The organism is Massilia niabensis (genome assembly GCF_042655085.1).
Classification (GTDB): Bacteria; Pseudomonadota; Gammaproteobacteria; order Burkholderiales; family Burkholderiaceae_D; genus Telluria; species Telluria niabensis.
In genome coordinates this window covers 62,950-88,955 of record NZ_JBHSMU010000005.1, presented here as the reverse complement: position 1 = coordinate 88,955, position 26,006 = coordinate 62,950, and the positions used below count along the sequence as shown (strand labels likewise).

Here is a 26,006-nt window from a genome sequence, read left to right as displayed (position 1 = left end):
CAGGAATCATGATGCGTGTATTGCACGTTTGTACTGAAATTTATCCATTGCTGAAAACTGGCGGGCTGGCCGATGTGGCGGGAGCCCTGCCGGTGGCGCAGGCGAAAATGGGATGCGATGCACGCGTGCTGGTGCCGGGCTTCCCTGCCCTGCGCGCCGGCATCCTCGACCAGGAGCTGGTGGCAGAACTGCCGCCGGCGTTTGGCACCGACGCGATCCGGCTGTACCGCGGCTTCCTGCCCGGCAGCCGCATCCCCGTGTATGTAATCGACGCGCCGGAGTTGTACGACCGCCCGGGCAATCCGTATGCCGACGGCGCCAATCACGGCTACCACGACAATTACCGCCGCTTCGCCCTGCTCGGCTGGATCGCCGCCCGCATGGCGGAAGGGCTCGATGCACCGTGGCGGCCCCAGGTCATCCATGCGCACGACTGGCACGCCGGCCTGGCCGCGCCCTACCTGAAAGCGGCGGAACAGGCCGCCGGCCACCGGCTGGCCGGCAGCGTGCAAACGGTGCACAACCTGGCTTACCAGGGGAGCTTCCCGGGCCATGTGTTCGGAGAATTGCGCCTGCCCTGGCATTTTTTCGACGTCCATGGCGTCGAGTTCCATGGCGATATTTCCTTCCTCAAGGCCGGGCTGTTCTACGCGGACAAACTCACCACGGTCAGTCCCACCTATGCGCATGAAATCCAGCGCAGCGAACAGGGCTGCGGCCTCGACGGGCTGCTGCGCAGCCGCGCGGGCGACCTGGCGGGCATACTCAACGGCGTCGACGAGACGGTGTGGAACCCAGCCACCGACCGCTTGCTGCCCAAGGCCTACGACACCCGCTCCCTGGCCGGCAAGCTCAAGGGCAAGACGGCGCTGCAGCAGGAAGCCGGGCTGGCCATCCAGAACGATGCGCCCCTGTTCTGCGTCGTCAGCCGTCTGACCGAGCAGAAGGGGCTGCACCTGGTGCTGGAGGCCCTGCCTGAAATCATCCGGCGCGGCGGCCAGATCATGCTGCTGGGCACTGGCGATGCGAGCCTGGAAGCGGGCTTCAGCGCGGCCGCCGCCGCGCATCCGGAATCCGTGGCGGTGAAGATAGGGTACGACGAACAATTGTCGCACCGCCTGATCGCAGCGAGCGATGTGATCCTGGTACCCTCGCGCTTCGAACCGTGCGGGCTGACCCAGCTGTACGGGCTAAAATATGGCACTTTGCCGTTGGTACGAAGGGTTGGCGGGCTGGCCGATACGGTCGTCGACTGCTCGCTAGAAAATATGGCCGACGGTTTGGCCACCGGCTTCGTATTCGACTCCTTCGATGCCGCAGGAATTACCGCAGCGCTGCGCCGGGCATTTGCGCTCTATAACCGTAAAGCCGAATGGAAACTGGTACAGAAACGCGGGATGCAGCAACAGTTTGGCTGGGATGCCGCCGCGGCAGAGTATATTGCGCTCTATCAGCAGATCGCCGTCTGAAACCCACCAGCGCTACATGTTCCGGCAACATGCACCACTTACTCATACTGAACGCGAACATGCAATGAAGCTAACCGATTTAAACCAGGACAACGTTTTCAACCTCAAGCGTTCAATTACCGACAAGCTCATTTATATAATGGGCAAGGATCCGGGCGCGGCCCAACCGAAGGACTGGCTGCACGCGACCGCGCTGGCGGTGCGTGACCGGCTGGTCGAGCGCTCGCTGAAAACCGCGCAGGCGCAAAACGCGCAGGACGTGAAACACGTCTATTACCTGTCGATCGAATTCCTGATTGGACGCGCTTTTACGAACGCCATGCTGGCGCTCGACATCCAGCGCGACGTGCAGCAGGCGCTGGCCGAGCTGGGCGTCGATGCCGAATCCCTGCCCGACCTCGAACACGACGCGGCCCTCGGCAACGGCGGCCTGGGCCGGCTCGCGGCCTGTTTCCTCGATTCGATGGCCACGCTCGGCATTTCGGGTTTTGGTTACGGCATCCGCTACGACTATGGCATGTTCAAGCAGCAGATCGTCGATGGGCAGCAGGTGGAAGGCCCCGATTACTGGCTGGCCGACGGCAATCCCTGGGAGTTCCCGCGCCCCGACGTCCAGTACCGGGTGCGCTTCGGCGGCCGCGTCGAGCAGACCGGTGAGACCATGACCTGGACCGACACCCAGGATGTGCTGGCCATGGCCTACGACATCATCATCCCGGGTCACGCGACGCAAGCGACCAATACCTTGCGCCTGTGGTCGGCCAAGGCCGCCAGCGAACTCGACCTGTCGGCCTTCAACCGGGGCGATTACCAGGCCGCGGCAGCGGAAAAGAACCTGGCCGAAAACGTGACGCGGGTGCTCTACCCCGACGACTCCACCCCGGCCGGCCGCGAACTCCGCCTGCGGCAGGAATACTTCTTCTGCGCCGCCAGCCTGCAGGATCTGATGGGCCGTTTCCTGGCCCAGTACAGCGATCTCGACCGCTTGCCCGAGCATGTCGCCATCCACCTCAACGATACGCATCCGGTGCTCGCCATTCCGGAGCTGATGCGCATCCTGATCGACGAGCACGGCCTCGCCTTCCCGCGCGCCTGGGCGATCACGCAAAAAGTCTTCTCCTACACCAATCACACCTTGATGCAGGAGGCGCTTGAAACCTGGCCGGTCGACATGCTCGGCTATGTCCTGCCGCGCCACCTGCAAATCATCTTCGACATCAACGCCGCATTCATCGACGCGATCCGGGCCGAATTCGGCGCCGATTTCGACCTCATGCGCAACGTGTCGCTGATCGATGAAGAAGGCGACCGGCGCGTGCGGATGGCCTACCTGGCGGTGGTTGCCAGCCACAAGGTCAACGGCGTCTCGGCATTGCACTCCGAATTGATGCAGAAATCGATCTTCGCCGATTTTGCCAAGGTCTTCCCTGAGCGCTTCAATAACAAGACAAACGGCATCACGCCGCGGCGCTGGCTGTCGCAGGCCAACCCGGCCTTGTCCAAACTGATCGACGACCGGATTGGGCCCGACTGGCGCTGCGACCTTGAAAAACTCTCCAGCTTGAAAGAGGCCGTTGGCGAGCCCGCTTTTGCCGAGAAATTCCGCGCCGCGAAACTGCTCAACAAAGAGCGCCTGGCGAAATGGGTCGAGACTCACATGGGCATTACGCTCAACCCGCATTCCCTGTTCGACGTGCACGTCAAGCGCATCCACGAATACAAGCGCCAGCTGCTCAATGTGCTGCACGTGATCACGCGTTACAACCGCATCCTCGCCAATCCCGACGCGAATTGGGTCCCGCGCACGGTGGTATTCGCCGGCAAGGCAGCATCGGCTTACCACATGGCCAAGCAGATCATTAACCTGATCAACGACGTCGCCACCACGATCAATGCCGATCCGCGCGTCGGCGACAAGCTCAAAGTCGTCTTTATCCCGAATTACAGCGTCAGCCTGGCCGAACTCATCATTCCGGCAGCCGACCTGTCCGAGCAGATTTCCACCGCCGGTACCGAAGCCTCGGGCACGGGCAACATGAAACTAGCCCTGAATGGCGCACTGACGATCGGCACGCTCGACGGCGCCAATGTCGAAATGCGCGAAAGCGTCGGCGCGGATAACATCTTCATCTTCGGCAATACGACGGAAGAGGTCGCGGCCTTGCGCGCGCGTGGCTACCAGCCGCGCGAGATCTACGAGCAAAGCGCCGAGCTCCAGGGTGTGCTCGACATGCTGCGCGACGGTGCGTTTTCGCCGTCCGAGCCGGGGCGTTTCCAAGCGATCTACGACGTCTTGCTGGAATGGGGCGACCATTACCTGCTGCTCGCCGATTACGCCGGTTATATCGACATGCAGGACCAGGTCGACACGGTGTATCGCCAGCCGGACGAATGGACGCGCAAAGCCATCCTGAATGTGGCCGGAATGGGCGTGTTTTCTTCCGACCGGACTATCGCCGAATATGCCGGGGAGATTTGGCACGCCGAGCCATTGGCGCTGTAATCCAATTGCATAATTGAAAGAACAAAAGCCTGCTGAAGAGCGGGCTTTTTTTTTGCCCGCGTTATTGCATCCACAATAATTACAGGACCTGCGGCGTGCGCACTCGCCGTCGAAGCTCCCCGGCCGCACCGGCACGGCGATCATTATGCGTTGTTCCTCTTCGCGGTCAGCTTTCGGCTGCAGGCCCCTTCCTGATTGCGCATTCTTGTTTGACTGTCCGGTCGTCAAAAATTTTGTTATGGGTGTCGAAGTTGTTAGCCGTCGAGTACCTGGTACTACGGTTCGACGTGTTGGTTAGTTACTTTTTTCGAGACCGGGGCCGGCATGCGCGCGCCACAGCCTGACGTAAAAAAGCCCACCGAAGTGGGCCTTCCGGGAATAGCAGCGAACCTGCCCGCTCTGCCGGTCAGTTCTTGTATTGCTCGAGCTGGAGCGCCAGCGCCGTCTTGTAGTTCTTGACGACATCGACGGCCTCGGCCTTCGTTTCCTCGCGCGGGGTATCCGATGGCGCGCCAAGTGCCGGCAGGTTGAGTTTCGAGGCGGTTGCGGTAGCGGCGCTGGCGGCGGCCACGGTTTCCGGCGCATCTGCGGCGAATGCGGTACCGGCAACAACAAACATGGCAGCAGCAATGAGACTCTTGGTGTTCATGACTTTCTCCTGAAAAAATCAGCCGAGCGGTGTCGCTCGATGGAGAGCACTTTCGCTCTGGTATGGAAAACAGTCTAACCCTTGCGGCGCTTGCAATAAAGTGCATTTCCGGCAATGTATAATTGCGAAATATGGAATAATCGGAGACTTACATGGACAGGCTGGGATCAATGCGCGTGTTTGCCAGGGTGGTTGACCTGGGCAGCTTTGCGGCGGCGGCGAGCGCGCTGGGGATGTCCGCTGCGGTCGTGACGCGCAACGTCGCCGACCTGGAAGCCCACCTCGGCACGCGCCTGCTGAACCGCACGACACGCCGCCTGTCGCTGACCGAAACCGGCCAGCAATACCTCGAGCGGGTGCGCCAGATCCTGCTCGACATCGACGACGCCGAGGCCGCCGCCACGTCGAGTTCGCGCCAGCCGAGCGGCACCCTGCGCATCTACTGCCATCCGACCTTCGGCAAATCGCAGCTGGCGCAGCTGCTGCCGCGTTTTGCGCAGGCGACCCCGGAGGTGGTGCCGGACGTTACCCTGGCCGACGACGACGTCGACCTGGTCGAGCAAGGCTTCGACGTCGGCATCTTCATCGGCCTGCAGAAATTCGACGCCAGCATGATCGTGCGCCGCCTTGCGACCTCGAACGTGGTGCTGACCGCGTCGCCGGACTACCTGGCCCGCCGCGGGGCACCCGCCCGGCCCTCGGACATCGCGCAGCACGACTGCCTGAACTTCGCCTTCGAGCAGTTGCGCCATGTCTGGCCGGTGGCATGGAACGACGAGGTGGTGAACGTGCCCGTCACCAGCCGCATGGTGTCGAACAGCGGCGACATCCTGCGCGAGGCGGCGCTGGCCGGGATGGGCATCATGCCGCGCTCCTCGTTCACGCTCGGCGCGGACTTCGACAGCGGTGCTCTGGTGCAGCTGCTGCAGGGCCACCATGTGGGCCAGCTGTCGGTGATGATGGTCTACCCGAGCCGGCGCCTGCTGTCGGCCAAGGTGCGCAGCTTCGTCGACTTCATGAGCGCGCAATTCCCGCGGCCGGAAAGCGACCCCTGGCTGCCCGGCGCCTGAGGCCGATTATTGATCCATATCAAACGCCGAGAATCTGAGGAATCTACTATCTGGGCTGCTTGGGGAGATAGAGGAGACAAGCATATTAATGCCCGACAGAGGCATTACTACCGGCGCCGGCGGTCGGGAAATATACCGGCACCAACAACCCTCAACTGGAACCCCGGCCGCCGCGATTGGCGCCGGGGCCGCCGATACCACTGCCGCCGCCACCCTCCCCCGTCCTGCCGCCCGTTCCGCGCAGCATCCCGCGCCTGCCATTGCGAATCCGCTCATCGCCCGTCACGCCGCCCCACTGATAGCGCAATCCGAGCGAGAACACCCGCGGCTGGGTCGTCGACAAGGTATGCAGGCGCAATACCTCGTTCTCGACAAAGCTCTCGGTATTGCCCGTCTCGAACAGGTTGTTCACGTCCATGGTGAGCGACAGCGCCGGCGTGAACCGGTGCATCCAGGTGAAGTTGGTCATCGTCATCGCCCCATTCACCCCTTGCCCGTTGAGGCTGCGCCCATTGCGGTTCACGCTCAGCTGCAGCGACTCCTTGCTGAACTGGTAGGCCAGGCGCAGGCGGGCGTTTTCGCGGCGGTTGGTTTGCTCCACCGGCATGCCGCCCGTTCTCAGGTTGAACACGCGCATGCGCGTCTCCTTGCCGATCGTCGTGCCCAGGTTGGCCGACAAGCCCTGGATAAACAGCTTGCGCACGTTGAGATTGAGTTCCACGCCCACCGAATCGTTGGCGCCGAAGTTGATAGGCGAGGTAACGATCACGTTCGAGTCCGTCGCCAGTGGATAGCTGCGGTTGCCGATCACGGGCGATTCGCGCCGCTTGTACAGCGTCACGCTGGTGTCGGCGCCGAAGAAGCGGTCGCGATAGGCCAGTTCCGCGGAATCGTTGTTCACCGGTTCCAGGTCGCGATTGCCCTGGCGTGCGTAGAAATCGCTCAGGTACACCAGGTTGGGATTGAGGTCGCGCTCGTTCGGCCGGGCGACGCGCCGGCTCAAGCGCAGCTGCATTTGCGCGGTCTCTCCCATGCCTTGCGAGACGAACAGGCTCGGCAGCCAGTTCGTGTAGCGATACCTGTCTTCCTGCCCCAGCCGCGGCTGGCGCACCGTCATTTCCGTATATTCGCCGCGCAGGCCAGCCTGCACCCGCAGGTCCGAGAAGAACTTCGTGCTCAGGCTGGCAAACAGGGCGGCGTTGCGCTCGTCTGTCTGGAAATCGCTGATCCGGCTCGGAACCGGCTCGTAGTTGCCGCTCAAAGGATTGACCGCCAGGTAATTGGTGGCGTTGTCGTTCCTGCTGCCGGATACCTTGGCCCCGGCTTTCAGTTGCCAGGAAGTCCATACAAGATTGCCGTAGTCGACCGACAAGTCGAGGATACGGTTGTCGCGGTCGTTCTCGCGCAGGTTGTTGGCAGGATAGCGCTCCGGACGCAAGCTGTAGTCGTACCGCACGTCGCTATCGCTATCGTTCTTCTGTCCCGTATAGCGCAGGTCGAGCTTCAGTTCTTCGCCTGGCGCGCCGGTCTTGTGGAGGTAGGACAGGCTGAGGCCGAAGTTGTCGGCGGGCGACCTGCTCCTTGAAAAAGAGGTAAAGCCGGCAATCGGGCGCATGGCGGGACCGAAACGCGCCGTCATGCTCGTGTTTTCGTTGTCGTTCTTCATCTTCGAATAGCTGAAGGTGGCGCCGGCCTGGTCGCCTTCGCCGAGGTTGACCGTCAGCGTCGAGGCAAGCATGAGCGCGGTGGACGGCGCTACGCCTTCGCTGCTGGACGTCGTACCGCCGATGACCTCGCCGGTTTGCGGGTCCAGGTCCTCGCGCTGCGATTCGCGATAGTGGGTGCGCTGGTTCCTGCGCACGTTCATGTTGCCGCTGATCGAATAGCGCCCGGCCGCGTATTCCCCGTTCAGGCCGGCGTTGTAGCGCTCCTGCGTGCCCTTGTTGGCATTCAGGCTGACTCTGGAACCCGGCTTGCGCGTGCGTTTCAGCACCAGGTTGATGATCGGACCGCTGCCACCTTCGTTGCCGAACTCCGCGCCGGGCACGTTGATCACCTCGATCGATTCGATGTTTTCGGCCGCGAAGGAATTGAGCGCATCCCCGCGGTTCTGCCCCTGGAACTGGGCATCGCGCTTGCCGTTGACCATGATCTGGACGTTCGGATTGCCGAGCAGCGCCACCGTGCCATCCTGGTCGACCGAGACGGAGGGCACGTTGTTCAGGACATCGGCCGCCGAGGCATTGCCGACGCTGATATCGCTTTTCAGCTCATACACGTCGCGATCGACCTTGTTGGTGGGACGGGCCGCCACCACCTCGACGGAGGCGATCTCGTCCGGCGTCGCGGACTGCTCCGGTTCGGTCCTGGCAGTGGTGGCGGTGGTGGCGGCGCTGGCCGTGCCGGGCTGCGCCGGGGCCGGTGCCGCCGGCGCCGTGGCGGCGGGACGTGCGGCCGCTGGTTTAGTCGGCCGGGCCGGTGCCGCCGTCTGCGCACACACGGGCTGGACAACAAAACAGCCCAGCAACAGCGCCGGCAGGATTTTCGGCACGAGCGTGCAGGGGCCGGCGCAGCTAGCGTTCGAAACAGGCATCATGCGGAACATCCCCAAAATTATTTGTATCGGTAGCTACTGTGCGACGGCGTCGACCTGCACCCGCTGAACCGGAATGCCGTCTGCAGCAAATTCGATCTCAATCGGCCCGGCTTGGAGCCCCGCGCGCACCACCGCGACCAGCCGGCCGTGAAAAGTACTGCGCTCACCAAGCTGAAAGCTCGACGCATCCATCGGATGCCCGTTGCCGACACCGGCCAGGGTGCCGGCGCCCTTCACGCTCACGCGAAATTTGCGGTCGCCGTCCTGCGCGTACACGGGACGGCCATCCCTGTCCGCCAGCTCGGCGGTAACATACACCAGGTCCTGGCCATTTGCACGGACCTGCCGGCGATCGGCATGCAGCTTGACCCTTGCCGGCGCCCCGGCGGTATTGAGTTCCCACTGCCCCGCGGCCTTGCCACCGCTGTAGCCGACGGCCAGCAGGCGCCCCGGCTGGTAGTGGACGCTGTACTCGGCCTTGTATTCGGTCTCGCGGCCGGCACGTCGGCGGCCCAGGCTAACCCCATTCAGGAACAGCTCCACCTCCGGGTGCTCGGAATAGACAACCACCTTCAGCGGCTTGCCTTCCTGGCCGTTCCAGGTCCAGCTCGGGTGCAGGTCGTGCAGCGACCAGTCCAGCTCGGGATGCTGCTTGAAAAGGTCGCGATCGGGCAGGTCCGCGGTGCCCGGCGGCTGCTCGACGAAGGCCGCCACCGGATCGATACCGGTCTTCCACAATACCTGCCGGTAGTAGGCGGCGGGACGTTTGCGGCCGGTCGCGTCGATTTCGCCGCAGTAGGCCAGGTGCCACGGATAGGGGCCGAGCTGCTTCCAGTCGTGCGAATAGCCCATCCAGCCAATGCCGGACTCGCCGATGTAGTCGATCGCAGTCCACACGAAGTCGCCGATCACCCAGGGCACCGTCTCGACCGGCTCCCAGTAACGGAAAGCGTCCTTCGATGTGGATTCGGACGTGTACATCACCCGCTGCGGATGGGTGGCGTGGTCCTTGGCGAACAGGTGGGCGCGGTAGTTGTAGCCCGCCACGTCCACTTCGGCAAACTGCGCTGCGTTGCCGGGGCTGTCGATATTCACGCCCTGTGTGACGGGCCGGGTCGGATCGAGTTTGCGGATCCGGGCGACGAGCTCGCGCGCGGTACGCACGCCCGCCGGCGAGCCCTGCTCCGGAATCTCGTTCCCGATGCTCCACAGGAGGACGCTGGGATGATTGCGTCCGCCGAGCACGAGGCCGTCGATATCCTGTTCCCAGCTCTCGTCGAAGAAGCGGGCGTAGTCTGCGTCGCGCTTCGGCTTGCGCCACATGTCGAAGGCCTCGTCGATGACGAGCATGCCGAGTTCGTCGGCCGCGTCCATCATCGCCTGGCTGGCCGGGTTGTGGGCAATGCGGATCGCGTTGTAGCCGGCCGCCTTCAGGAGCGCGACCTTGCGCGCCTCCGCATCCGGCCACCCGGCCGCGCCCAGCATGTAGTGATCGTGATGGACGTTCCCGCCGCGCAGCAGGGTGCGTTTACCGTTGATCCGCAGGCCATGCTGCGCGTCCACCGTCACGGTCCGGATCCCGACGCGGGTGCGGCGCACGTCGCGCGCCTGGCCCTCCACCCGCACCTCCTGCTCCAGGGTGTACAGGTTCGGCGCCTCGGGCGACCACAGCTTCGGCTGGTCGACACCCAGGCTGGCGCCCATGTCCGCCCTGCCCTGCGCCGCGATGGTGAGCCGGCGGCGCTCGCGCGCCACGACGCTGCCGTCGGCCCCAAACAGTGTGGACACCAGTTCAGCTCGTGCCGGCGCCGGCCTGCGGTTGACGACCGTGGCGCGCACGTCGAGTTCGGCCTTCTTGGGCGAGGCCGTACGGGTGCTGGCAAACACGCTGTCCGGCGCCAGGTGGACCGGGTCGAGCAGCTCGAGCGTGACCGGCCGGATCAGGCCGGAACCCGCATACCAGCGCGAGGACGGGTCGACATGGTTGACCCGCACCACGATGACGTTGTCCCCGCCCCTGGCCTTGCCGGTCAGGTCGAAGGTGAACGGCGTATAGCCATAACGGTGCCGGCCCACGCGCTCGCCGTTGAACCAGATCTCGGCGTCCATGTAGACGGCCTCGAAATGCAGGCGCAGCACGCGCCTGGCGTCGGCGCCGCTCAGGGCGAGGTGCTTGCGGTACCAGCCCTGCCCGCCCGGCAGGTAGCCGGAGTCCTGCCCGCCCGCGGTCTTCGGATCGAAGGGGGGCGTGCGGTCCGGACGGTCCATGATCGAGTAATCATGGGGTACCGCAATGCGCTGCCAGCCGCCGTCGGGAAATGCCGGCTGTTCGGCGCCCGCCGCATCGCCCTTCCTGGACAGCCAGTCCTGCGACAGCGTGCGCTGTTCGGCCAGCGCGTGGCCGCAGGAACACACGGCCAGCACCAGCACGGGGGCCAGCGCACGCAGGCGATGAAGCAAGGAAGCTTCGCGTAACGGCATGGGCAATCAGAACTTGTAGTTCGCTCCGAGGACGAACGTGCGTCCGGAATGCACGTACAACAGGGTATCGTTGCGTCCGGTGTCGCGGCCGTAACGCAGCGGCGTGTCGGTCAGGTTCTGGCCCTCGAAACTCAGGCGCAGCTGCGGCGTCAGGTTGTACGACACGCTGAAGTCGATGCTGGTCGAGCCATCGACGACCGTGTAGTCATGGCCGTTGATGTCGCCCAGCACGGCCAGGATGTAGCTGGAACGGTGGGCCGCCGAGACGCGCGCGCTGAACTTCGGATCGTCGTAGTACAGGGTCAGGTTGTGCGCGCGCGGCGACAGGCCGGTGAAGTCAGCGACATCTGTCACCTCCTCGTTGGCCGGGGTGGTCAGGTTATCCGGGCGCACGATGTAGTGGATCTTCGACTTGACGCGCGTGTGGTTGGCCAGCAGGCCGAAGTTCTTGCCGATCCCCGGCAGGAAGTTGAACGGCGCCTGCAGGTTGAATTCCAGCCCGTTGAGCGGGCCGCCCGGCGTGTTGAACTTGCGGTTGACCACCACCGTGGTATCCGGCAACACGCCGCAGGCCGGGGTGCCGCCGGTGATCGAGCAGCCGCCCGCCGTCAGCAGTTCGTTCGGGAAGCCGAGCGAGGAATACACCTGGCGTTGCTGGACGTTCTGGATGAAGGTACCGATCTCCTTGCGGAAGTAACCCACCGAGACCATGGCGTTCTTGTCGTAGTACCACTCGGCCTGCAGGTCATAGGTCCTGGCGCGGATCGGGTCGAGGGTCGGGTTACCGACCGAGACCGTCTGGAACTGGTGGTTCACGCTGGCGCTCGGGCGCAGGTCGCCGTATTCCGGCCGGGCCAGGGTCTTGCCGGCCGAGAAGCGCAGGAACACATCCTTCGGCAGCTGGGCGGTCAGGTTCAGGGCGGGCAGCCAGTCGCGGTATTTCTTGGCGACGGTGACGAACTGCATGCCGCCGCCGACATTGACCGGGGTGCTCGAGGTGGCCGTGGTCTCGACCCCGCGCACGCCGGCGTTGCCGCGCAGGCCGACGCCGAACAGGTCGTAGTTGAAGTCGGCCATGGCATACACGGCGTCGATGCGTTCCCCGATGCGGGTCGTGCCCGCCGTCGACAGGTTGAACTCGGAGCCCGGCACCGCCGCGCAGTGGCATTCGATGTTGTGCACCGCCAGCAGCTTGTTCAGGTCGACCGCCGCCCACGAGGATGGGAAGCCGCTGCCATCGAGGCCGCGCCCGAAGCCGGAGATCTGGCGCGAGATGTCGGCCATGCCGACGCCGGCCGGCAGGTTCAGGCCGCCGCTCGAGCCGTTGCCGACCTCGTAGTTGGTCCACAGGTTGCTGCGGCGCGAGACGCCGGTCTTCAGCGTCAGCCTGTCGTTCATTTCCCATGCCAGGTTGACGGCATCGGTCTTCAGCTTGTTACCGGACTGCAGGTAGCGGCCGAAGAACTGGCCATGCCAGGTGCCGTTCGGCTCGGTGTTGGCGAAGGTGAAGCTGTTCGGGTTGCTGGGGTCGATCCCGTAGTTCAGGGCCGGCACGTTGCGGTTGTCACGGAAGTCGAAGGAGAAGCCGTTGACGTTCGGCGCGTCGAACATGACCGTGGCGCGCATCGGGTTGTCGAGCGAGGTGTTCGACACGCCGTGCAGGACATCGACTTTCAGGGTATCGGTGATCTTGTGGCTGGCCGAGAGCACGTTCTGGCGGAACTTCGTCGTGTACACGTCCAGCAAGCCTTCGGTGCGCACGTCGACGCCGTTGAAGCGACCGTAATCCCAACTGCCCTGGTCATTGAAATGCGCTTCGAGGATCGAGGTTTGCGGCTTGCCGTTGGCCGCCGCCAGGCTGCGCCCGAAGGAGATGGCGCCGAGGTAGTTGTCGTAGCGTTTATTCGCGAACTTGCCGTACATAAGGTCGAGGTTGACCTCGGTGCCGCTCTTCGGGCGCCACTGGAAGGAACCCGTCAGGCCGGTGCGCTCGTAATCGGTCTGGGAGCGGCGGAAACGCGGAATGCGCGGATGGAAGGAGCCCGAGCCAGCCGCCGGCGTTGCCACCGTCCCGCCGAAGTTATCGGTACGGCCCATCACCGCGTTGTAGGCGGCCGGGTTGCTGGTGCGCGGCACGCCGAAACCGCAATCGGCCGCGGTCACGCCCTTGACGGCATTGTTCCCGGGGACCTGGGGAGCGGCGCCCAGCGGCGAGCAAAATCCATCGTCGAAGCTGGCCGGGTACAGGTCGACCGCCTCGTAGCCTTCTTCGGTGGCGCGCCGTTTCGAATGCGCGGCCGAGACCAGGGCGCCGAACTTGCCCCAGGCGGTGTCCCAGCGGTCCGAGACCAGGCCCGTGAAGCGCGGCTGGGCCTTGCGCGACACCGAGTTCCATGATTCCTGCACGCCGATGTTGACGGTGCGGCCCTTGAAGTCGAACGGGCGCCCGGTGCGCAGGTCGACGGTCGCACCGAGCGAGCCCTCTTCGACGGCGGCCTCGGAGGTCTTGCGCACTTCCAGGCTGTTGAACAGTTCGGACGCGAAGACGGAAAAGTCGAAGCCGCGGCTGCGGTTCGAGTTGCCGTTGATGTCGGAGGCGCCGGTCATCGACATGCCTTCGATGCCGTTGATGCGCACCCGCGTGAAACCGGCGTTCAGGCCGCGCACGGTGATTTGCCGGCCTTCGCCGCCCTCGCCGCGCGCCAGCGACACGCCCGGCACGCGCTGCAGCGATTCGGCCAGGTTCGCATCCGGGAACTTGGCAATGTCCTCGGCCTTGATCACGTCGACGATGCCGTCGGAGTTTTTCTTGGCGGTCAGCGCGCTGTCCAGGCTCGCCCGGAAACCGGTCACCTTCACCACGTTCACGGGTTCCAGCGGCTCTGCCTGCTGGGCCTGGCTATTGGCTGCCATGGCGGCGGCCAGGGCAAAGACGGTGAGGCGCAAATGCTTGTTTCCGGTTTCTTGTTTCATGGTCTCGTGTGTTGTTGTGAAGTTGCGGACAATCGGAGACCTGCATCTTATTCAAAAGATATTGTTTGTATGTACCAGGGAAGCGAATAATCATTCGCTTGAGAGATCGGCCGATTGTCCGCCGACGCGCACCAGGAAATAACGGGAGCGCGGCGGCGGCGGCAATGCCGTGTGTGGACTAGCGGCCGGTCGCGAGGACCGCCCTGAGTGCGCCTGCCTGCGCAGACATTCCGGCGCGCGGCCCCTGCACCCGCACCAGCACGCTGGCGATCCCGGCCTCGCTGATGGCGACCGCGCTGCCGACGATTTCCGCGCCCGGACCGCTCGAGAAGCTCACCGGTTGGCCGCTCGCCGGCACCGTCGTCCCGTTGGCGTCGACCAGGCGGGCGCGCGCGAAGACCAGGTCGCCCGCCACCGCAGGCACGCCAAGGTCGTCCAGGGCCAGCGCCAGTTTCACCGGCTCACCCGGTGTACGGACCTGGTGCCGGGCCACGACGCGCCCGCCGGAATAGGCGACCGCCACCAGCTCGCCGGGCGCGAAGCCGCCGGTATCGAATTCCAGCGGTGGATGCGCCAGGCGCGGGTGCGCCGGCGATGGCGCGCTCTTTTTCCGTCCAACGACCTTGCCGTTCAGGCGCAGCTCGACTTCCTCGGCATTCGTGAAGACGCGCACGCGCGGCGAGGAGTCGGCTTGCCAGTAGCTGGCGATGAAAACCATCGGCCCGCCGCCCCATTGCGGCGAGCGCTCGGCCGCGTCGCGCTGGGAGCGGAAGAACTCGGCCGAGAACTTCGGCAGGCGCTCGATGCTCATCGCGCCCGACTCTTCGAGATCGGTGGCGTAGCCGCGCGCGTAATCGAACATCACCCAGTAGCCGTCCGCGAAGGCGGGCGTGGTGGCATTCTCGTCGTGGGCCTCGACCACGTTCCTGGCCTGCTGCAGCAGGCGCGCTTCGCCCTGCCCCAGCGCTTGCCGGCTCGATCGGTCGGCGGGCTTCAGGTCGGCCCATGCGGTCTGGTTCAGGCCCGCGTTCATGGCGTAGTACTCCCAGTCGCCGTATTCGGAGACGATCAGCGGCTTTGCCGGCAGCGCATGCTCCCTGCCCAGCCGGTGCTGGCGCGCCTGCAGGTAGATGTCATAGGGCTCCGGCACCCATCCTGCCGAGAAGGCCTGGTCGCCGGGGTATTCGGCGTGCACGGTGCCGTGCAGCGCCTGCAGCAGGGCATCCGGCATCTTCGTCTCGTTCAGCGAACACTCCCAGGCCAGCACGCTCGGATGGTTGCGGTCGCGCCGGACCATGTCGGTGCAGGTACGCAGCACCTGCTGGCCGAAGGCCGGGTCCGGATTGTAGAACTGCCACCCGGGGATGCCGGGCAGGACCATGAGGCCAAGCGCGTCGGCCGCCTTCATGAAGGCGGGCGAATGCGGATAGTGCGAGAGTCGCACGTAGTCGAACCCGTATTTCTTGATCAGGAGCGCGTCGCGGTAATCTGCCTGTTCCGACAGGGCGTAGCCGACGTACGGATATTCCTGGTGACGGTTCACGCCGCGCAGCGTGAGCGGCTCGCCGTTCAGCAGCAGCTTCCCGCCCTCGAAGGCCAAGCGGCGCACGCCGATGCGCGCCCTTACAACATCGGTCCCCGTATCCTTGGCGCCGTCCGCGCGCACGGTCGTGGTCAGGTCATAGAGGTTGGGCGCCCTTGGCGACCACAGTTTCGGCGCGCTGATCCGGATCGGGGTCGTGACATGCAGGCGCTGGCCAGCCGCCAGTCGCACCCGCTGCTCCGTGCGGGCGACCTGCCTGCCTTTCCAGCTCAAGGTATTGCTGACGGTGACGAGTCGCTCGCGGCTTGAGGTATTGCTGACTTCGGCCTTGACCTGCACCACGGCCGCCGCCTTGTCCGCCTGCGGATAGGTCACGAACACGCCGCCGCCCGCCGGCGTGTTTGAAACCATTTCATCGGTGATGTGCACCGCCGGCTTGATGATGAGCTGCACGCCGCGGTAGATGCCGCCGTGCTGGATATAGTCCAGCTCCTTGAGCGGTTTCGGGCCGGTGATCGGGTTGTCCTCATTGTTGGCGCGCACCACGAGCTCGTTGTCGGCACCCGGTTTCAACACATCGGTAATGTCGAAGGCGAACGGCAGGTAGCCGCCCAGGTGTTGGCCCAGGTGCTTGCCGTTGAGCCAGACGTCGGCCACGTTCATGACGGCCTCGAAGCGCAGGATGGCGCGCTCGCCCGGGCGCAGCTTGACGTTCAACTTCTTCTTGTAGAACACGGTGCCCTGCCAGGGCGCCGTGGGGACGCGCGCTTCTATCCGCGCGGCGTGCGGCAGGCTGACCTGGGTCCAGGCAGTGGACGGTACCTGCTGCGCTGTGGTGACGCTGCGGCTGTCGTCACGATGGAACAACCAGGAATCGTTCAGGCTGATACTTGCCGCCTGCACCCGACACAGCGCCAGTGCGCACAACAGCAACAAGGTGGCGGCAGCCTTGCGCCGCAGGCCGGCGCTGGCGAAATCGACAGGAATCATTGTGGTGCAATCGGCAACATGGGTGGGCTGTCAGTCTATGTAGGCTCTGCCATTTGCCGCAAGCAATATCGTGGCCGGTCATCAAACGCTCACGTTTCTGACATTTTTTCCTGGATCGGCCGTGCGGAGTCCGGCGCCACCGGCCCGGATGTAAATGATCAGCCCACTGAGAGTTTCAGTTCGTTATCACTTTCACACTGTCATCTGTGTAAAGATCCCGTCGATGTGGGCCGCGTCAGGACAGCGGCCCTGACCAGCTACCGCGCGGCATTACCGCGTGCAACCCAAACGGCGCCGTTTCATGACCCTCTTTTCCGCCCTCGATTCCTTCGTTTTCCTTGTCTATTTCCTGATCGTCGCCGGCTACGGCCTGTGGGTCTACCGAAAAAAACGCGCCACCTCCGGCAAGGCCTCGCACGACTATTTTCTCGCTGAAGGCTCGCTCACCTGGTGGGCCATCGGCGCCTCCCTGATCGCCTCGAACATCTCGGCCGAGCAGTTCATCGGCATGAGCGGCGCCGGTTTCAAGATCGGCATGGCGATCGCCGTGTATGAACTGATGGCCGCCGCCACCCTGGTCATCGTCGCCGTGTTCTTCATGCCGGTCTACCTGAAGAACCGCATCTACACGATGCCGCAGTTCCTCGAGCAGCGCTACGGCAAGGCGGTGGCCACCACGATGGCCGTGTTCTGGCTGGCCCTGTACATCGTCGTCAACCTGACCGCGATCCTGTACCTGGGCGCGCTGGCGATCAACAGCATCGCCCCGATCGGCATGCTGCCGTGCATGCTGTTCCTGGCGATCTTCGCCACCGTCATCACCCTGGGCGGCATGAAGGTGATCGGCTACACCGACGTGATCCAGGTGCTGTGCCTGATCATCGGCGGCCTGGTGACCACCTGGATCGCGCTCGACCTCGTCGCCCGCCTCTCGGGCGGACAAGGCGCCATGCACGGCGTTACGGAACTGTTCGCCAGCACCCGCGGCCACTTCGACATGGTGCTCTCGCGCGACAACCCGAACTACATGGATCTGCCCGGCCTGTCGACCCTGATCGGCGGCCTGTGGATCGTCAACCTGAGCTACTGGGGGTGCAACCAGTACATCACCCAGCGCGCACTCGGCGCGGACCTGACCACGGCGCGCAAGGGCCTGCTGTTCGCCGCCTTCCTGAAGCTCCTGATGCCGATCATCGTCGTGCTGCCCGGTATCGCCGCCTTTGCCCTGGACCGCTCCGGCACCCTGGGGGATGCCATGCGCGTCGGTGGCGAACTCAATCCGGACCGCGCCTATCCAACCCTGCTGGCCATGCTGCCGTCGGGCCTGAAGGGCGTCGCCTTTGCCGCGCTGACGGCGGCCATCGTGGCTTCCCTGGCCGGCAAGGCCAACAGCATCGCCACCATCTTCACGCTCGACATCTACAAGCCGAAGTTCAACCCGGAGGCGAGCGAAGCGCGCATGGTCTGGGTCGGCCGCGTGACGACCGTGGTCGCCATGGCGATCGCCGTGCTGATCGCCCCGCTGCTGGGCATCGACAAGAAAGGCGGCTTCCAGTACATCCAGGAATACACGGGCTTCGTCTCGCCGGGCATCCTGGCCATGTTCCTGCTGGGCTTCTTCTGGAAGAAGACGACGGCGCCGGCGGCCATGTTCGCCACCATCGGCGGGCTGGTGTTCTCGATCTTCCTGAAGTTCCTGCCGGGGATGATAGACCTGTCCTTCCTGGCGCCGATCGGCTTTGCGGTCGACAACGGCACCGGCACCTATGAGATTCCGTTCCTGGACCGCACCTTCATCGTCTTCTGGCTGGTCATTGCCGGCATGGTCCTGATCAGCACCTTCGGTGCGCGTGACCGGGTGCGCAGCTTCCACGTGGACCGCAAGCTGTTCCGCGTGGATGGCGCCTTTGCGCTCGGTTCGGCGGTAATCTGCGTGCTGCTGTCCGCGATCTACGGCGGACTTTGGTAAGCATGCGCCAGTGCGCAGCATTTGATCTGATTTATTAAGGAGCTCCATGTTCACCTCCCCGAACGACCCACACCGCCGCTTCAATCCACTGTCGGGCGAATGGGTGCTGGTATCGCCACACCGCGCCAAGCGTCCCTGGCAGGGACAGCAGGAAGCGGTCGACCGCAGCGCTCGTCCCAGCCACGACCCGGGCTGCTACCTGTGCGCCGGCAACCTGCGCGTCAACGGCGAGCGCAATCCGCAGTACGAAGGCACCTATGTGTTCGAGAACGATTTCGCCGCCCTGATGCCCGACACGCCTGACGCGCAGCCACCAAAAGATCCGCTGTTCCAGGGCATGAGCGTGCGCGGCACCAGCCGCGTCATCTGCTTTTCACCCGACCACGGCAAATCGCTCCCTGAGCTGACGCTGCCGGCCATCGGCCAGGTCATCGACACCTGGTGCGAGCAGAGCGCCGAGCTGGGCGCGACCTATCGCTGGGTACAGGTCTTCGAGAACAAGGGCGCGGTGATGGGCTGCTCGAACCCGCACCCGCACGGGCAGATCTGGGCGACGAGCTTCCTGCCGAACCTTCCCGCGGCCGAGGACCGGCAGCAGCGCGCGTATTTTGCCGAGCAGGGACGCCCGATGCTGCTCGATTATGCCGAGCGCGAGGCGGCCGATGGCGAGCGCGTCGTCGTCAGTACCGAATTCTGGATCGCGGTCGTACCCTACTGGGCCAGCTGGCCTTTCGAGACCCTGTTGCTGCCCCGCTTCCCCGTGCAGCGCCTCGATCAACTCGATGCTGCGCAGCGTGCCGACCTCGCGCTGGCGCTCCAGCGCCTGACCACCCGTTACGACAACCTGTTCGAGTCCTCCTTCCCGTACTCGATGGGGTGGCATGGCGCGCCTTTTTCGCCAGATGCGTTGCCCAATGAGTCTTCGGACGATGCCCAGCCCTGGCAGCTGCACGCCCATTTCTACCCGCCGCTGCTGCGTTCGGCATCGGTGCGCAAGTTCATGGTCGGCTTCGAAATGCTGGCCGAGGCCCAGCGCGACCTGACCCCGGAACAGGCGGCGGCGCGCCTGCGCGAACTGTCCGACGTCCACTACCTCCATTCCACTCCAGCGCGAGAAGACAATGCATGAATCCCCGATGGCGCGCACCAGCGCCGTATTCCAGGCCGCCTTCGGCGCAGCGCCGTCGATCGTGGTCCAGGCCCCGGGCCGGGTCAACCTGATCGGCGAACATACCGACTACAACGATGGCCTGGTGCTGCCCTGCGCGATCGACTACCGCACCGTGATCGCGGCGCGCAGGCGCGACGACGGCGTGGTGCGCGTGATCGCTGCCGACTATGACGATGCCGTCGACGAATACCGGCTCGACGCGCCGATCGACAGGCTGGACTCCCCGATGTGGGCCAACTACGTGCGCGGCGTCGTGCGCGAACTGGTACAGCGCGGCCTGCCGATGTCCGGGATGGACATGGTCGTCGCCGGCGACGTCCCGCAGGGCGCCGGGCTGTCGTCCTCGGCCTCGCTGTCGGTTGCGGTCGGCATGCTGTTCGCCACCCTGCCGGGCTTCGAGGAGGTGCGCCCGATCGATATCGCCCTGGTCGCCCAGCAGGCGGAAAACGACTTCGTCGGCTGCAAGTGCGGCAACATGGACCAGATCAGTTCGGCTCTAGGGGCCGCCGGCCACGCGCTGCTGATCGATTGCCGCTCGCTCGAAGTACGGCCGGTGCCGATCCCGGCCAACGCCGCGATCGTGATCCTCAACTCGCACGTCGCGCGCGGGCTGGTCGACAGTGCCTACAATGCGCGCCGCCTCCAGTGCGAGGAAGCCGCCCGGCATTTCGGCGTAGCCGCCCTGCGCGATGTCAGCCTCGAGCTGCTGCGCGCGCGCGGCCCCGAGCTCGACCCGACCGTGCTGCAGCGGGCGCGCCACGTCGTGACCGAGAACGCGCGGGTGCTCGGCGCGGCGACCGCGCTCGCGGCGGGCGACCTGGAACGCATGGGCGAACTGATGGAGGAGTCGCACGCCTCGATGCGTGACGACTTCGAGATCACCGTGCCTGCCATCGACGAACTGGTGGGGATTGTCAAGACAGTCATCGGCGGCGCGGGCGGCGTGCGCATGACCGGCGGCGGATTCGGCGGCTGCGTCGTGGCGCTGGTGCCGCACGCACTCGTCGGCGCGATCCAGGAGGCCGTCGGGCGCTCCTACCGCGCCCCGAACGGCGAGCAAGCCACCATCTACGTCTGCAACGCGGCCGCGGGCGCAGGCACGGTCGCAGCATGAGGTGGCAGGCCGCGGCAAGCAGGTACGACGCGATGCCCTACCGCCGTTGCGGAGCCAGCGGGCTGCGCTTGCCCGCCATCTCGCTCGGCCTGTGGCATAACTTCGGCGACGCCGCCGACCCTGCGCGCCAGCGCGAGATCGTGCGCACCGCCTTCGACCTCGGGGTCACCGCCTTCGACCTGGCGAACAACTACGGACCGCCCCCGGGGTCGGCCGAAAGCAGTTTCGGCCGGATCCTCGCGCAGGACCTGCGCCCCTACCGGGACGAGATCGTCGTCAGCACCAAGGCCGGCTACACCATGTGGCCCGGCCCCTACGGCGACTGGGGCAGCCGCAAATACCTGGTTGCCAGCCTCGACCAGAGCCTGGACCGAATGGGACTCGAGTACGTCGACATCTTCTACCACCACCGCCCGGACCCGGCCACGCCGCTCGAGGAGACCATGGCGGCACTCGACCATATCGTGCGCAGCGGACGCGCCCTGTATGTCGGCGTATCGAATTACACGGGCGAGCAGACCCGCCTGGCCGCCAGCGAGCTGCGCCGGCTGGGCACGCCCTGCATCGTCAACCAGTCGCGCTACAACATGTTCGTGCGCAAGGCCGAGTCCGACCTGCTGCCTGTGCTGGAGCAGGAAGGCATTGGCGGCATCGCCTTTTCACCGCTGGCCCAGGGCCTGCTGACCGACCGCTACCTCGGGAGCGCCCTGCCCGGCGACTCGCGTGCCGCAGGCAACAGCGCGTTCCTGCGCACCGAACACCTGACCGAGGACAGCCTGCGCGTCGCGCGGGCCCTGCACGCCATCGCAGAGGGAGGCGGCCAGTCGCTGGCGCAACTGGCCCTGCGCTGGGTGCTGCGCCAGCCGGCCGTCACATCGGCGCTGATCGGGGCCAGCAAGCCGGCCCAGGTGCTGGACGCCGTACTGGCCGCGCGCATGCCGGCGCTGGACGCCGGTGAAGTCGAGGCGATCGAGGGTATTTTGCGCAGGGATGCATGACCTGCCCGTGATCCGGTGTGCGCGGCGCGGCGGGCGAAACTGCTAGTATGACGCGATTGCTTGCGGATAAACGCCCCCACCCAGAACCGCCATGCTGCCCATTTCCCCTGCAGAAGCACTGCGCTGCTCCGACACCCTGTACGACCACCTGCCGGCCGGCGTTGTGGTGCATGCGGCGGACGGGCGCATCCTCTCCGCCAACCGCCTGGCCCAGGAACTGCTGGGCCGCAGCGAGCTCGAGCTGCTCGGCGATAATCCCAGCGCGAGCGCCTGGGCCGTCCTGCGCGACGACGGCTCGGCCATGCCGGTGGAGGAATTTCCGGCCTACGTCGTGCTCCGCACCGGCCGGAAACTGTCCGGACTCGTCGCCGGCGTTGTCCGCCAGGGTCCGACCTGCTGGCTGTTGTGCAATGCCTTTCCCGAATTCGACGACGCCGGGTGCGTGCGGCAGGTCGTGGTCTGCTTCACCGACTGTACGGCGCTCAAAGAGACCCAACACTCGCTGGAAAAGTCCGAAGAGCGCTTGCGGCTGGTGCTCAAGGGTTCCACCGATGCGCCCTGGGACTGGGACCTGGTCACAGGCCAGGTGTATTACTCGGAGCGCTGGTGGAACATGCTCGGCTACCCCAGTGGTGAAGGAATCGAGGACTCCGGGGCCTGGCGCCGCCTCCTGCACCCGGATGACGATGTGATGATCACCGGCTACCTGGCGGACCTGCTGCCCAGCACGCGCGACAGCTTCGGCCTGGAATTCCGGCTACGCCACCGCACTGGGCACTACGTACCGGTCCTGTCGCGCGGCTACGTGCTGCGCGACGACAACGGCAAGGCCGTGCGCATCTCCGGCGTGAACACCGATCTCACCGAGCGCAAGCGCACGGAAAGGCATATCTACGAACTGGCGTATTTCGACCACCTGACCGGCCTGCCGAACCGCCGCTTCCTGATCGGGGAGCTCGAACACGTGCTGGCACGCAGCCGGCGCCTGGGCCAGTACGGCGCGCTGCTCTATCTCGACCTGGACAACTTCAAGCTGCTCAACGACACCATGGGACACGACCTGGGCGACATGCTGCTGCGCCAGACAGCCGAGCGGCTGCGCTGCACGGTTCGCCACAGCGACCAGCTGGCGCGGCTCGGCGGCGACGAATTCGTCGTGGTGCTGGAGGGCCTGGGGGTGGCGGAGCGCGGCGCGGCCAGCGAGGCGGACCGCGTGGCAACGAAGATCCTGTCGGCCCTGGGCCAGCCCTACCAGCTTGGCGCGTACATGTTCAAGAGCTCGGCAAGCATCGGCATCACCCTGTTCGACGCGCACGGAACCAACAGCGATACCCTGCTCAAGCAAGCCGACCTGGCCATGTACCGCGCCAAGGCCGACGGGCGCAACGCCGCCCGCTTCTTCGACCCCAGCATGCAGGATGCGGCCGACCACCGCGCCGCCTTCGACGCTTCGATGCGCAACGGCCTTTCGATGGGCCAGTTTCGCCTGTTCTGCCAGCCACAGTTCGATACCCGGGGGCGACTGGTCGGCGCCGAGGTCCTGCTGCGCTGGCAGCGCGACGACGACCTGATCGGTCCGGAGCATTTCATCGGGTTTGCCGAAGAATCGGGCCTCATCCTCCCCCTTGGCGAGCATGTGCTGGAGGAGAGCTGCCGTGCGCTGGCGCGCTGGCAGCATGACCCGGCGCTTGCGCGCCTGAAGCTGGCCGTCAACGTCAGCGTGCACCAGATGCGCGATGCCGACTTTCCCGCGGCCATGGCGACCATCCTCGACGGCACGGGAGCGCCCGCCGGGCGGCTGTGCCTGGAACTGACCGAAAGCGTCTTTGCCGAAAACATGCTGGAGATTACCCACCGCATGCACGAGATCTGTTCGCAGGGCGTCTCCTTTTCGCTCGACGATTTCGGCACCGGTTACTCCTCGCTGGCCTATCTCAAGCGCTTCCCGCTCTCCGCGCTGAAAATTGACCGCTCCTTCGTGCACGACATCGGTATCGACCCGGGTTCGGGGTCGATCGTCGAGGCCATTATCGCGCTGGCACACAAGTTCAAGCTCGATATCGTCGCCGAGGGCGTCGAGGACGAGGCCCAGCGGCGTTTCCTGGTCAAGGGCGGCTGTTCCTCGATGCAGGGTTTTCTATTGGGCCGCCCGCTCCCGATGGCCGAGTTCGAGCAGATGTACCGCACCGCCGGGAGCGGCGTGGTTTCCTAGCGCAATGCAGCCGCGGCCTTCGCCCGCGCCTGATGCAGTTTCCTGTAGCTGTCGATCAGGCGGTGGTGCCGGTCGAGGCCCTCGAGTTGCATGCTCGTCGGCGTGAGCCCGAAGAAGCGCACGCTGCCGTCCACCGAGCCCAGCGCCGCGTCCATTCGGGCGTTGCCGTACATGCGGCGGAAATTGACGACATAATCGTCCAGTTCCAGCTCGTCATCGAGCACCACCTCCAGCACCACGTTCAGGGCCTGGTAAAACAGGCGGCGCTCGACGGTGTTGTCGTTGTATTGCAGGAAGGCGCCCACCAGCTCGTGCGCCTCGTCGAACTGCTGCAGGGCGAGGTTGATCAGCAGCCTCAACTCGAGCACCGTCAACTGTCCCCAGTCCGTATTCTCGTCAAACTCGATACCGATCAGGCTCGCGATGTCGGAATACTCATCGAGCTCGTTGTTCTCCAGGCGCTCGAGCAGTGCCGCGAGCGCGGCATCGTCCAGGCGATGCAGGTTCAGGATATCGGAACGGAACAGCAGCGATTTATTGGTGTTGTCCCAGACCAGGTCTTCGACCGGGTAGATTTCCGAATAACCGGGCACCAGGATGCGGCAGGCTGTCGCGCCGAGCTGGTCGTACACCGCCATGTAGACCTCCTTGCCCATCTCCTCGAGAATGCCGAGCAAGGTCGCCACTTCCTGGGCATTCGAGTCTTCGCCCTGGCCGGAAAAGTCCCATTCGACAAAATCGACATCGGCTTTGGCGCTGAAAAAGCGCCACGACACCACGCCGCTGGAATCGATGAAGTGCTCGACGAAGTTATACGGTTCCGTTACGGCGTTGCTGGCGAAGGTCGGCTGCGGCAGATCGTTCAGGCCTTCGAAACTGCGCCCCTGCAGCAATTCCGTCAGGCTGCGTTCCAGCGCCACCTCGAAGCTCGGATGTGCGCCGAACGAGGCAAACACGCCGCCGGTGCGCGGATTCATCAAGGTCACGCACATGACCGGATAGGTGCCGCCGAGCGACGCGTCCTTGACCAGCACCGGGAAGCCCTGCTCTTCCAGGCCCTTGATGCCGGCCAGGATGGCCGGGTATTTTGCCAGCACCTCATCCGGCACATCCGGCAAGGCCATTTCGCCTTCCAGGATTTCGCGCTTGACCGCCCGCTCGAAAATCTCGGAAAGGCATTGGACCTGCGCTTCGGCCAGCGTATTACCGGCACTCATGCCATTGCTGGCATACAGGTTTTCGATGAGGTTGGACGGGAAATACACCGTCTCGCCATCCGAGTGCCGCGTGAAGGGCAGCGAGACGATTCCGCGCTCCACGTTGCCGGAATTGGTGTCGACCAGGTGCGAGCTGCGCAGTTCGCCGTCCGGATCGTAAACGTCCAGGCAATATTCGTCGAGGATCCCGGCCGGCAGTGCATCTTTTTTGCCCGGCTTGAACCAGCGCTCATTCGGGTAATGGACAAAGTCGGCATTCGCGATGTCTTCGCCCCAGAATACACCGGCATAAAACTGATTGTTATTCAGGCGCTCGATATATTCACCCAGGGCCGACGCCAGCGCGCTTTCCTTGGTCGCGCCCTTGCCATTGGTAAAACACATCGGCGAGTGCGCGTCGCGGATATGCAGCGACCACACATTCGGAACGATATTGCGCCAGGATGCGATCTCGATCTTGATGCCCCAGCTGGCCAGCATGCCGGACATATTCGCGATGGTCTGCTCCAGCGGCAGATCCTTGCCCGGGATATAGGTAGCCGACTCGGTACCCGGCTGCAAGGTCAGCAAAGCCTGCGCATCGGCATCCAGGTTCGCTACCTCTTCAATCACGAACTCCGGCCCGGCCTGCACGACTTTCTTGACCGTACAGCGCTCGATCGAACGCAGGATCCCCTGGCGGTCCTTGTCGGAGATATCGGCCGGCAACTCCACTTGGATCTTGAAAATCTGCTGGTAGCGGTTTTCCGGATCAACAATATTATTCTGCGACAGGCGGATATTTTCGGTCGGAATATTGCGGGTGTCGCAATACAGCTTCACGAAGTAAGCCGCGCACAAGGCCGACGAGGCCAGGAAATAGTCGAAGGGACCCGGCGCCGAGCCATCGCCCTTATAGCGGATAGGCTGGTCGGCTATAACAGTGAAGTCATCGAACTTGGCTTCGAGACGAAGCTTGTCGAGAAAGTTGACTTTAATTTCCATGAAAGAATTCCAAATGAGTACTTCAGTGTTAGTGCCACGGCCATCCGCTTGACGCCTGCGCGTCAGC

14 protein-coding genes are annotated in these 26,006 nt (G+C 64.6%); 8 read left to right on the top strand and 6 right to left on the bottom strand.

Features of this window, described 5'->3' with window-relative positions; genetic code table 11:
- Window positions 1–5: 5 nt before the first annotated feature.
- Together glgA and ACFPN5_RS05835 are read left to right on the top strand one after the other, a co-directional pair.
- Entirely contained in the window at window positions 6–1,469 is a 1,464-nt protein-coding gene (gene glgA, locus ACFPN5_RS05840) for a glycogen synthase GlgA (RefSeq protein ID WP_379781132.1), read from the top strand.
- 64 nt (window positions 1,470–1,533) lie between these two features.
- Window positions 1,534–3,972 (top strand): glycogen/starch/alpha-glucan phosphorylase, encoded by a 2,439-nt coding sequence (locus ACFPN5_RS05835; RefSeq protein WP_379781070.1) that lies wholly within the window; start codon window positions 1,534–1,536, stop codon window positions 3,970–3,972.
- 406 nt (window positions 3,973–4,378) lie between these two features.
- Here the strand turns inward: ACFPN5_RS05835 and ACFPN5_RS05830 are convergent, their stop codons facing one another.
- On the bottom strand, window positions 4,379–4,621 hold the full coding sequence (locus ACFPN5_RS05830; protein ID WP_379781068.1) for a hypothetical protein: 243 nt from the start codon (window positions 4,619–4,621) through the stop codon (window positions 4,379–4,381).
- Window positions 4,622–4,773: 152 nt separating this feature from the next.
- Between ACFPN5_RS05830 and ACFPN5_RS05825 the strand changes: the two genes are divergently transcribed.
- The gene (locus ACFPN5_RS05825; protein WP_379781066.1) at window positions 4,774–5,691 is read left to right on the top strand and encodes a LysR family transcriptional regulator; all 918 of its coding nucleotides are present in this window, start codon (window positions 4,774–4,776) and stop codon (window positions 5,689–5,691) included.
- 151 nt (window positions 5,692–5,842) lie between these two features.
- Here the strand turns inward: ACFPN5_RS05825 and ACFPN5_RS05820 are convergent, their stop codons facing one another.
- From ACFPN5_RS05820 to ACFPN5_RS05805, 4 genes are all read right to left on the bottom strand, one after another.
- On the bottom strand, window positions 5,843–8,287 hold the full coding sequence (locus ACFPN5_RS05820; RefSeq protein WP_379781064.1) for an outer membrane beta-barrel protein: 2,445 nt from the start codon (window positions 8,285–8,287) through the stop codon (window positions 5,843–5,845).
- 33 nt (window positions 8,288–8,320) lie between these two features.
- Entirely contained in the window at window positions 8,321–10,768 is a 2,448-nt protein-coding gene (locus ACFPN5_RS05815; RefSeq protein ID WP_379781062.1) for a glycoside hydrolase family 2 TIM barrel-domain containing protein, read from the bottom strand.
- Between the two features lie 6 nt (window positions 10,769–10,774).
- The gene (locus ACFPN5_RS05810) at window positions 10,775–13,741 is read right to left on the bottom strand and encodes a TonB-dependent receptor (RefSeq protein WP_379781060.1); all 2,967 of its coding nucleotides are present in this window, start codon (window positions 13,739–13,741) and stop codon (window positions 10,775–10,777) included.
- Window positions 13,742–13,919: 178 nt separating this feature from the next.
- Complete coding sequence (locus ACFPN5_RS05805; RefSeq protein ID WP_379781058.1) at window positions 13,920–16,274, bottom strand: glycoside hydrolase family 2 TIM barrel-domain containing protein; 2,355 nt, start codon at window positions 16,272–16,274, stop codon at window positions 13,920–13,922.
- A 301-nt stretch (window positions 16,275–16,575) separates the two neighbouring features.
- Here ACFPN5_RS05805 and ACFPN5_RS05800 point away from each other — a divergent pair, with 301 nt between their 5' ends.
- From ACFPN5_RS05800 to ACFPN5_RS05780, 5 genes are all read left to right on the top strand, one after another.
- On the top strand, window positions 16,576–18,243 hold the full coding sequence (locus tag ACFPN5_RS05800) for a sodium:solute symporter family transporter (protein ID WP_379781056.1): 1,668 nt from the start codon (window positions 16,576–16,578) through the stop codon (window positions 18,241–18,243).
- Window positions 18,244–18,289: 46 nt separating this feature from the next.
- Window positions 18,290–19,372 carry a UDP-glucose--hexose-1-phosphate uridylyltransferase gene (locus ACFPN5_RS05795; protein ID WP_379781054.1) on the top strand — a complete coding sequence of 361 codons (1,083 nt, stop codon included), beginning with the start codon at window positions 18,290–18,292 and terminating at the stop codon, window positions 19,370–19,372.
- Window positions 19,365–20,528, top strand: coding sequence for a galactokinase (gene galK, locus ACFPN5_RS05790; protein WP_379781052.1), 1,164 nt, complete (start codon window positions 19,365–19,367; stop codon window positions 20,526–20,528). Before ACFPN5_RS05795 ends, galK begins: the two co-directional genes overlap by 8 nt.
- Window positions 20,525–21,526 (top strand): aldo/keto reductase, encoded by a 1,002-nt coding sequence (locus ACFPN5_RS05785; RefSeq protein WP_379781050.1) that lies wholly within the window; start codon window positions 20,525–20,527, stop codon window positions 21,524–21,526. The genes galK and ACFPN5_RS05785 overlap by 4 nt, the downstream gene beginning before the upstream one ends.
- Before the next feature lie 91 nt (window positions 21,527–21,617).
- Window positions 21,618–23,738 carry a putative bifunctional diguanylate cyclase/phosphodiesterase gene (locus ACFPN5_RS05780; RefSeq protein ID WP_379781048.1) on the top strand — a complete coding sequence of 707 codons (2,121 nt, stop codon included), beginning with the start codon at window positions 21,618–21,620 and terminating at the stop codon, window positions 23,736–23,738.
- Here the strand turns inward: ACFPN5_RS05780 and ACFPN5_RS05775 are convergent.
- Entirely contained in the window at window positions 23,735–25,939 is a 2,205-nt protein-coding gene (locus ACFPN5_RS05775) for an OsmC domain/YcaO domain-containing protein (protein WP_379781046.1), read from the bottom strand. The two genes, ACFPN5_RS05780 and ACFPN5_RS05775, sit on opposite strands and share 4 nt — an antisense overlap.
- Window positions 25,940–26,006 lie beyond the last annotated feature (67 nt).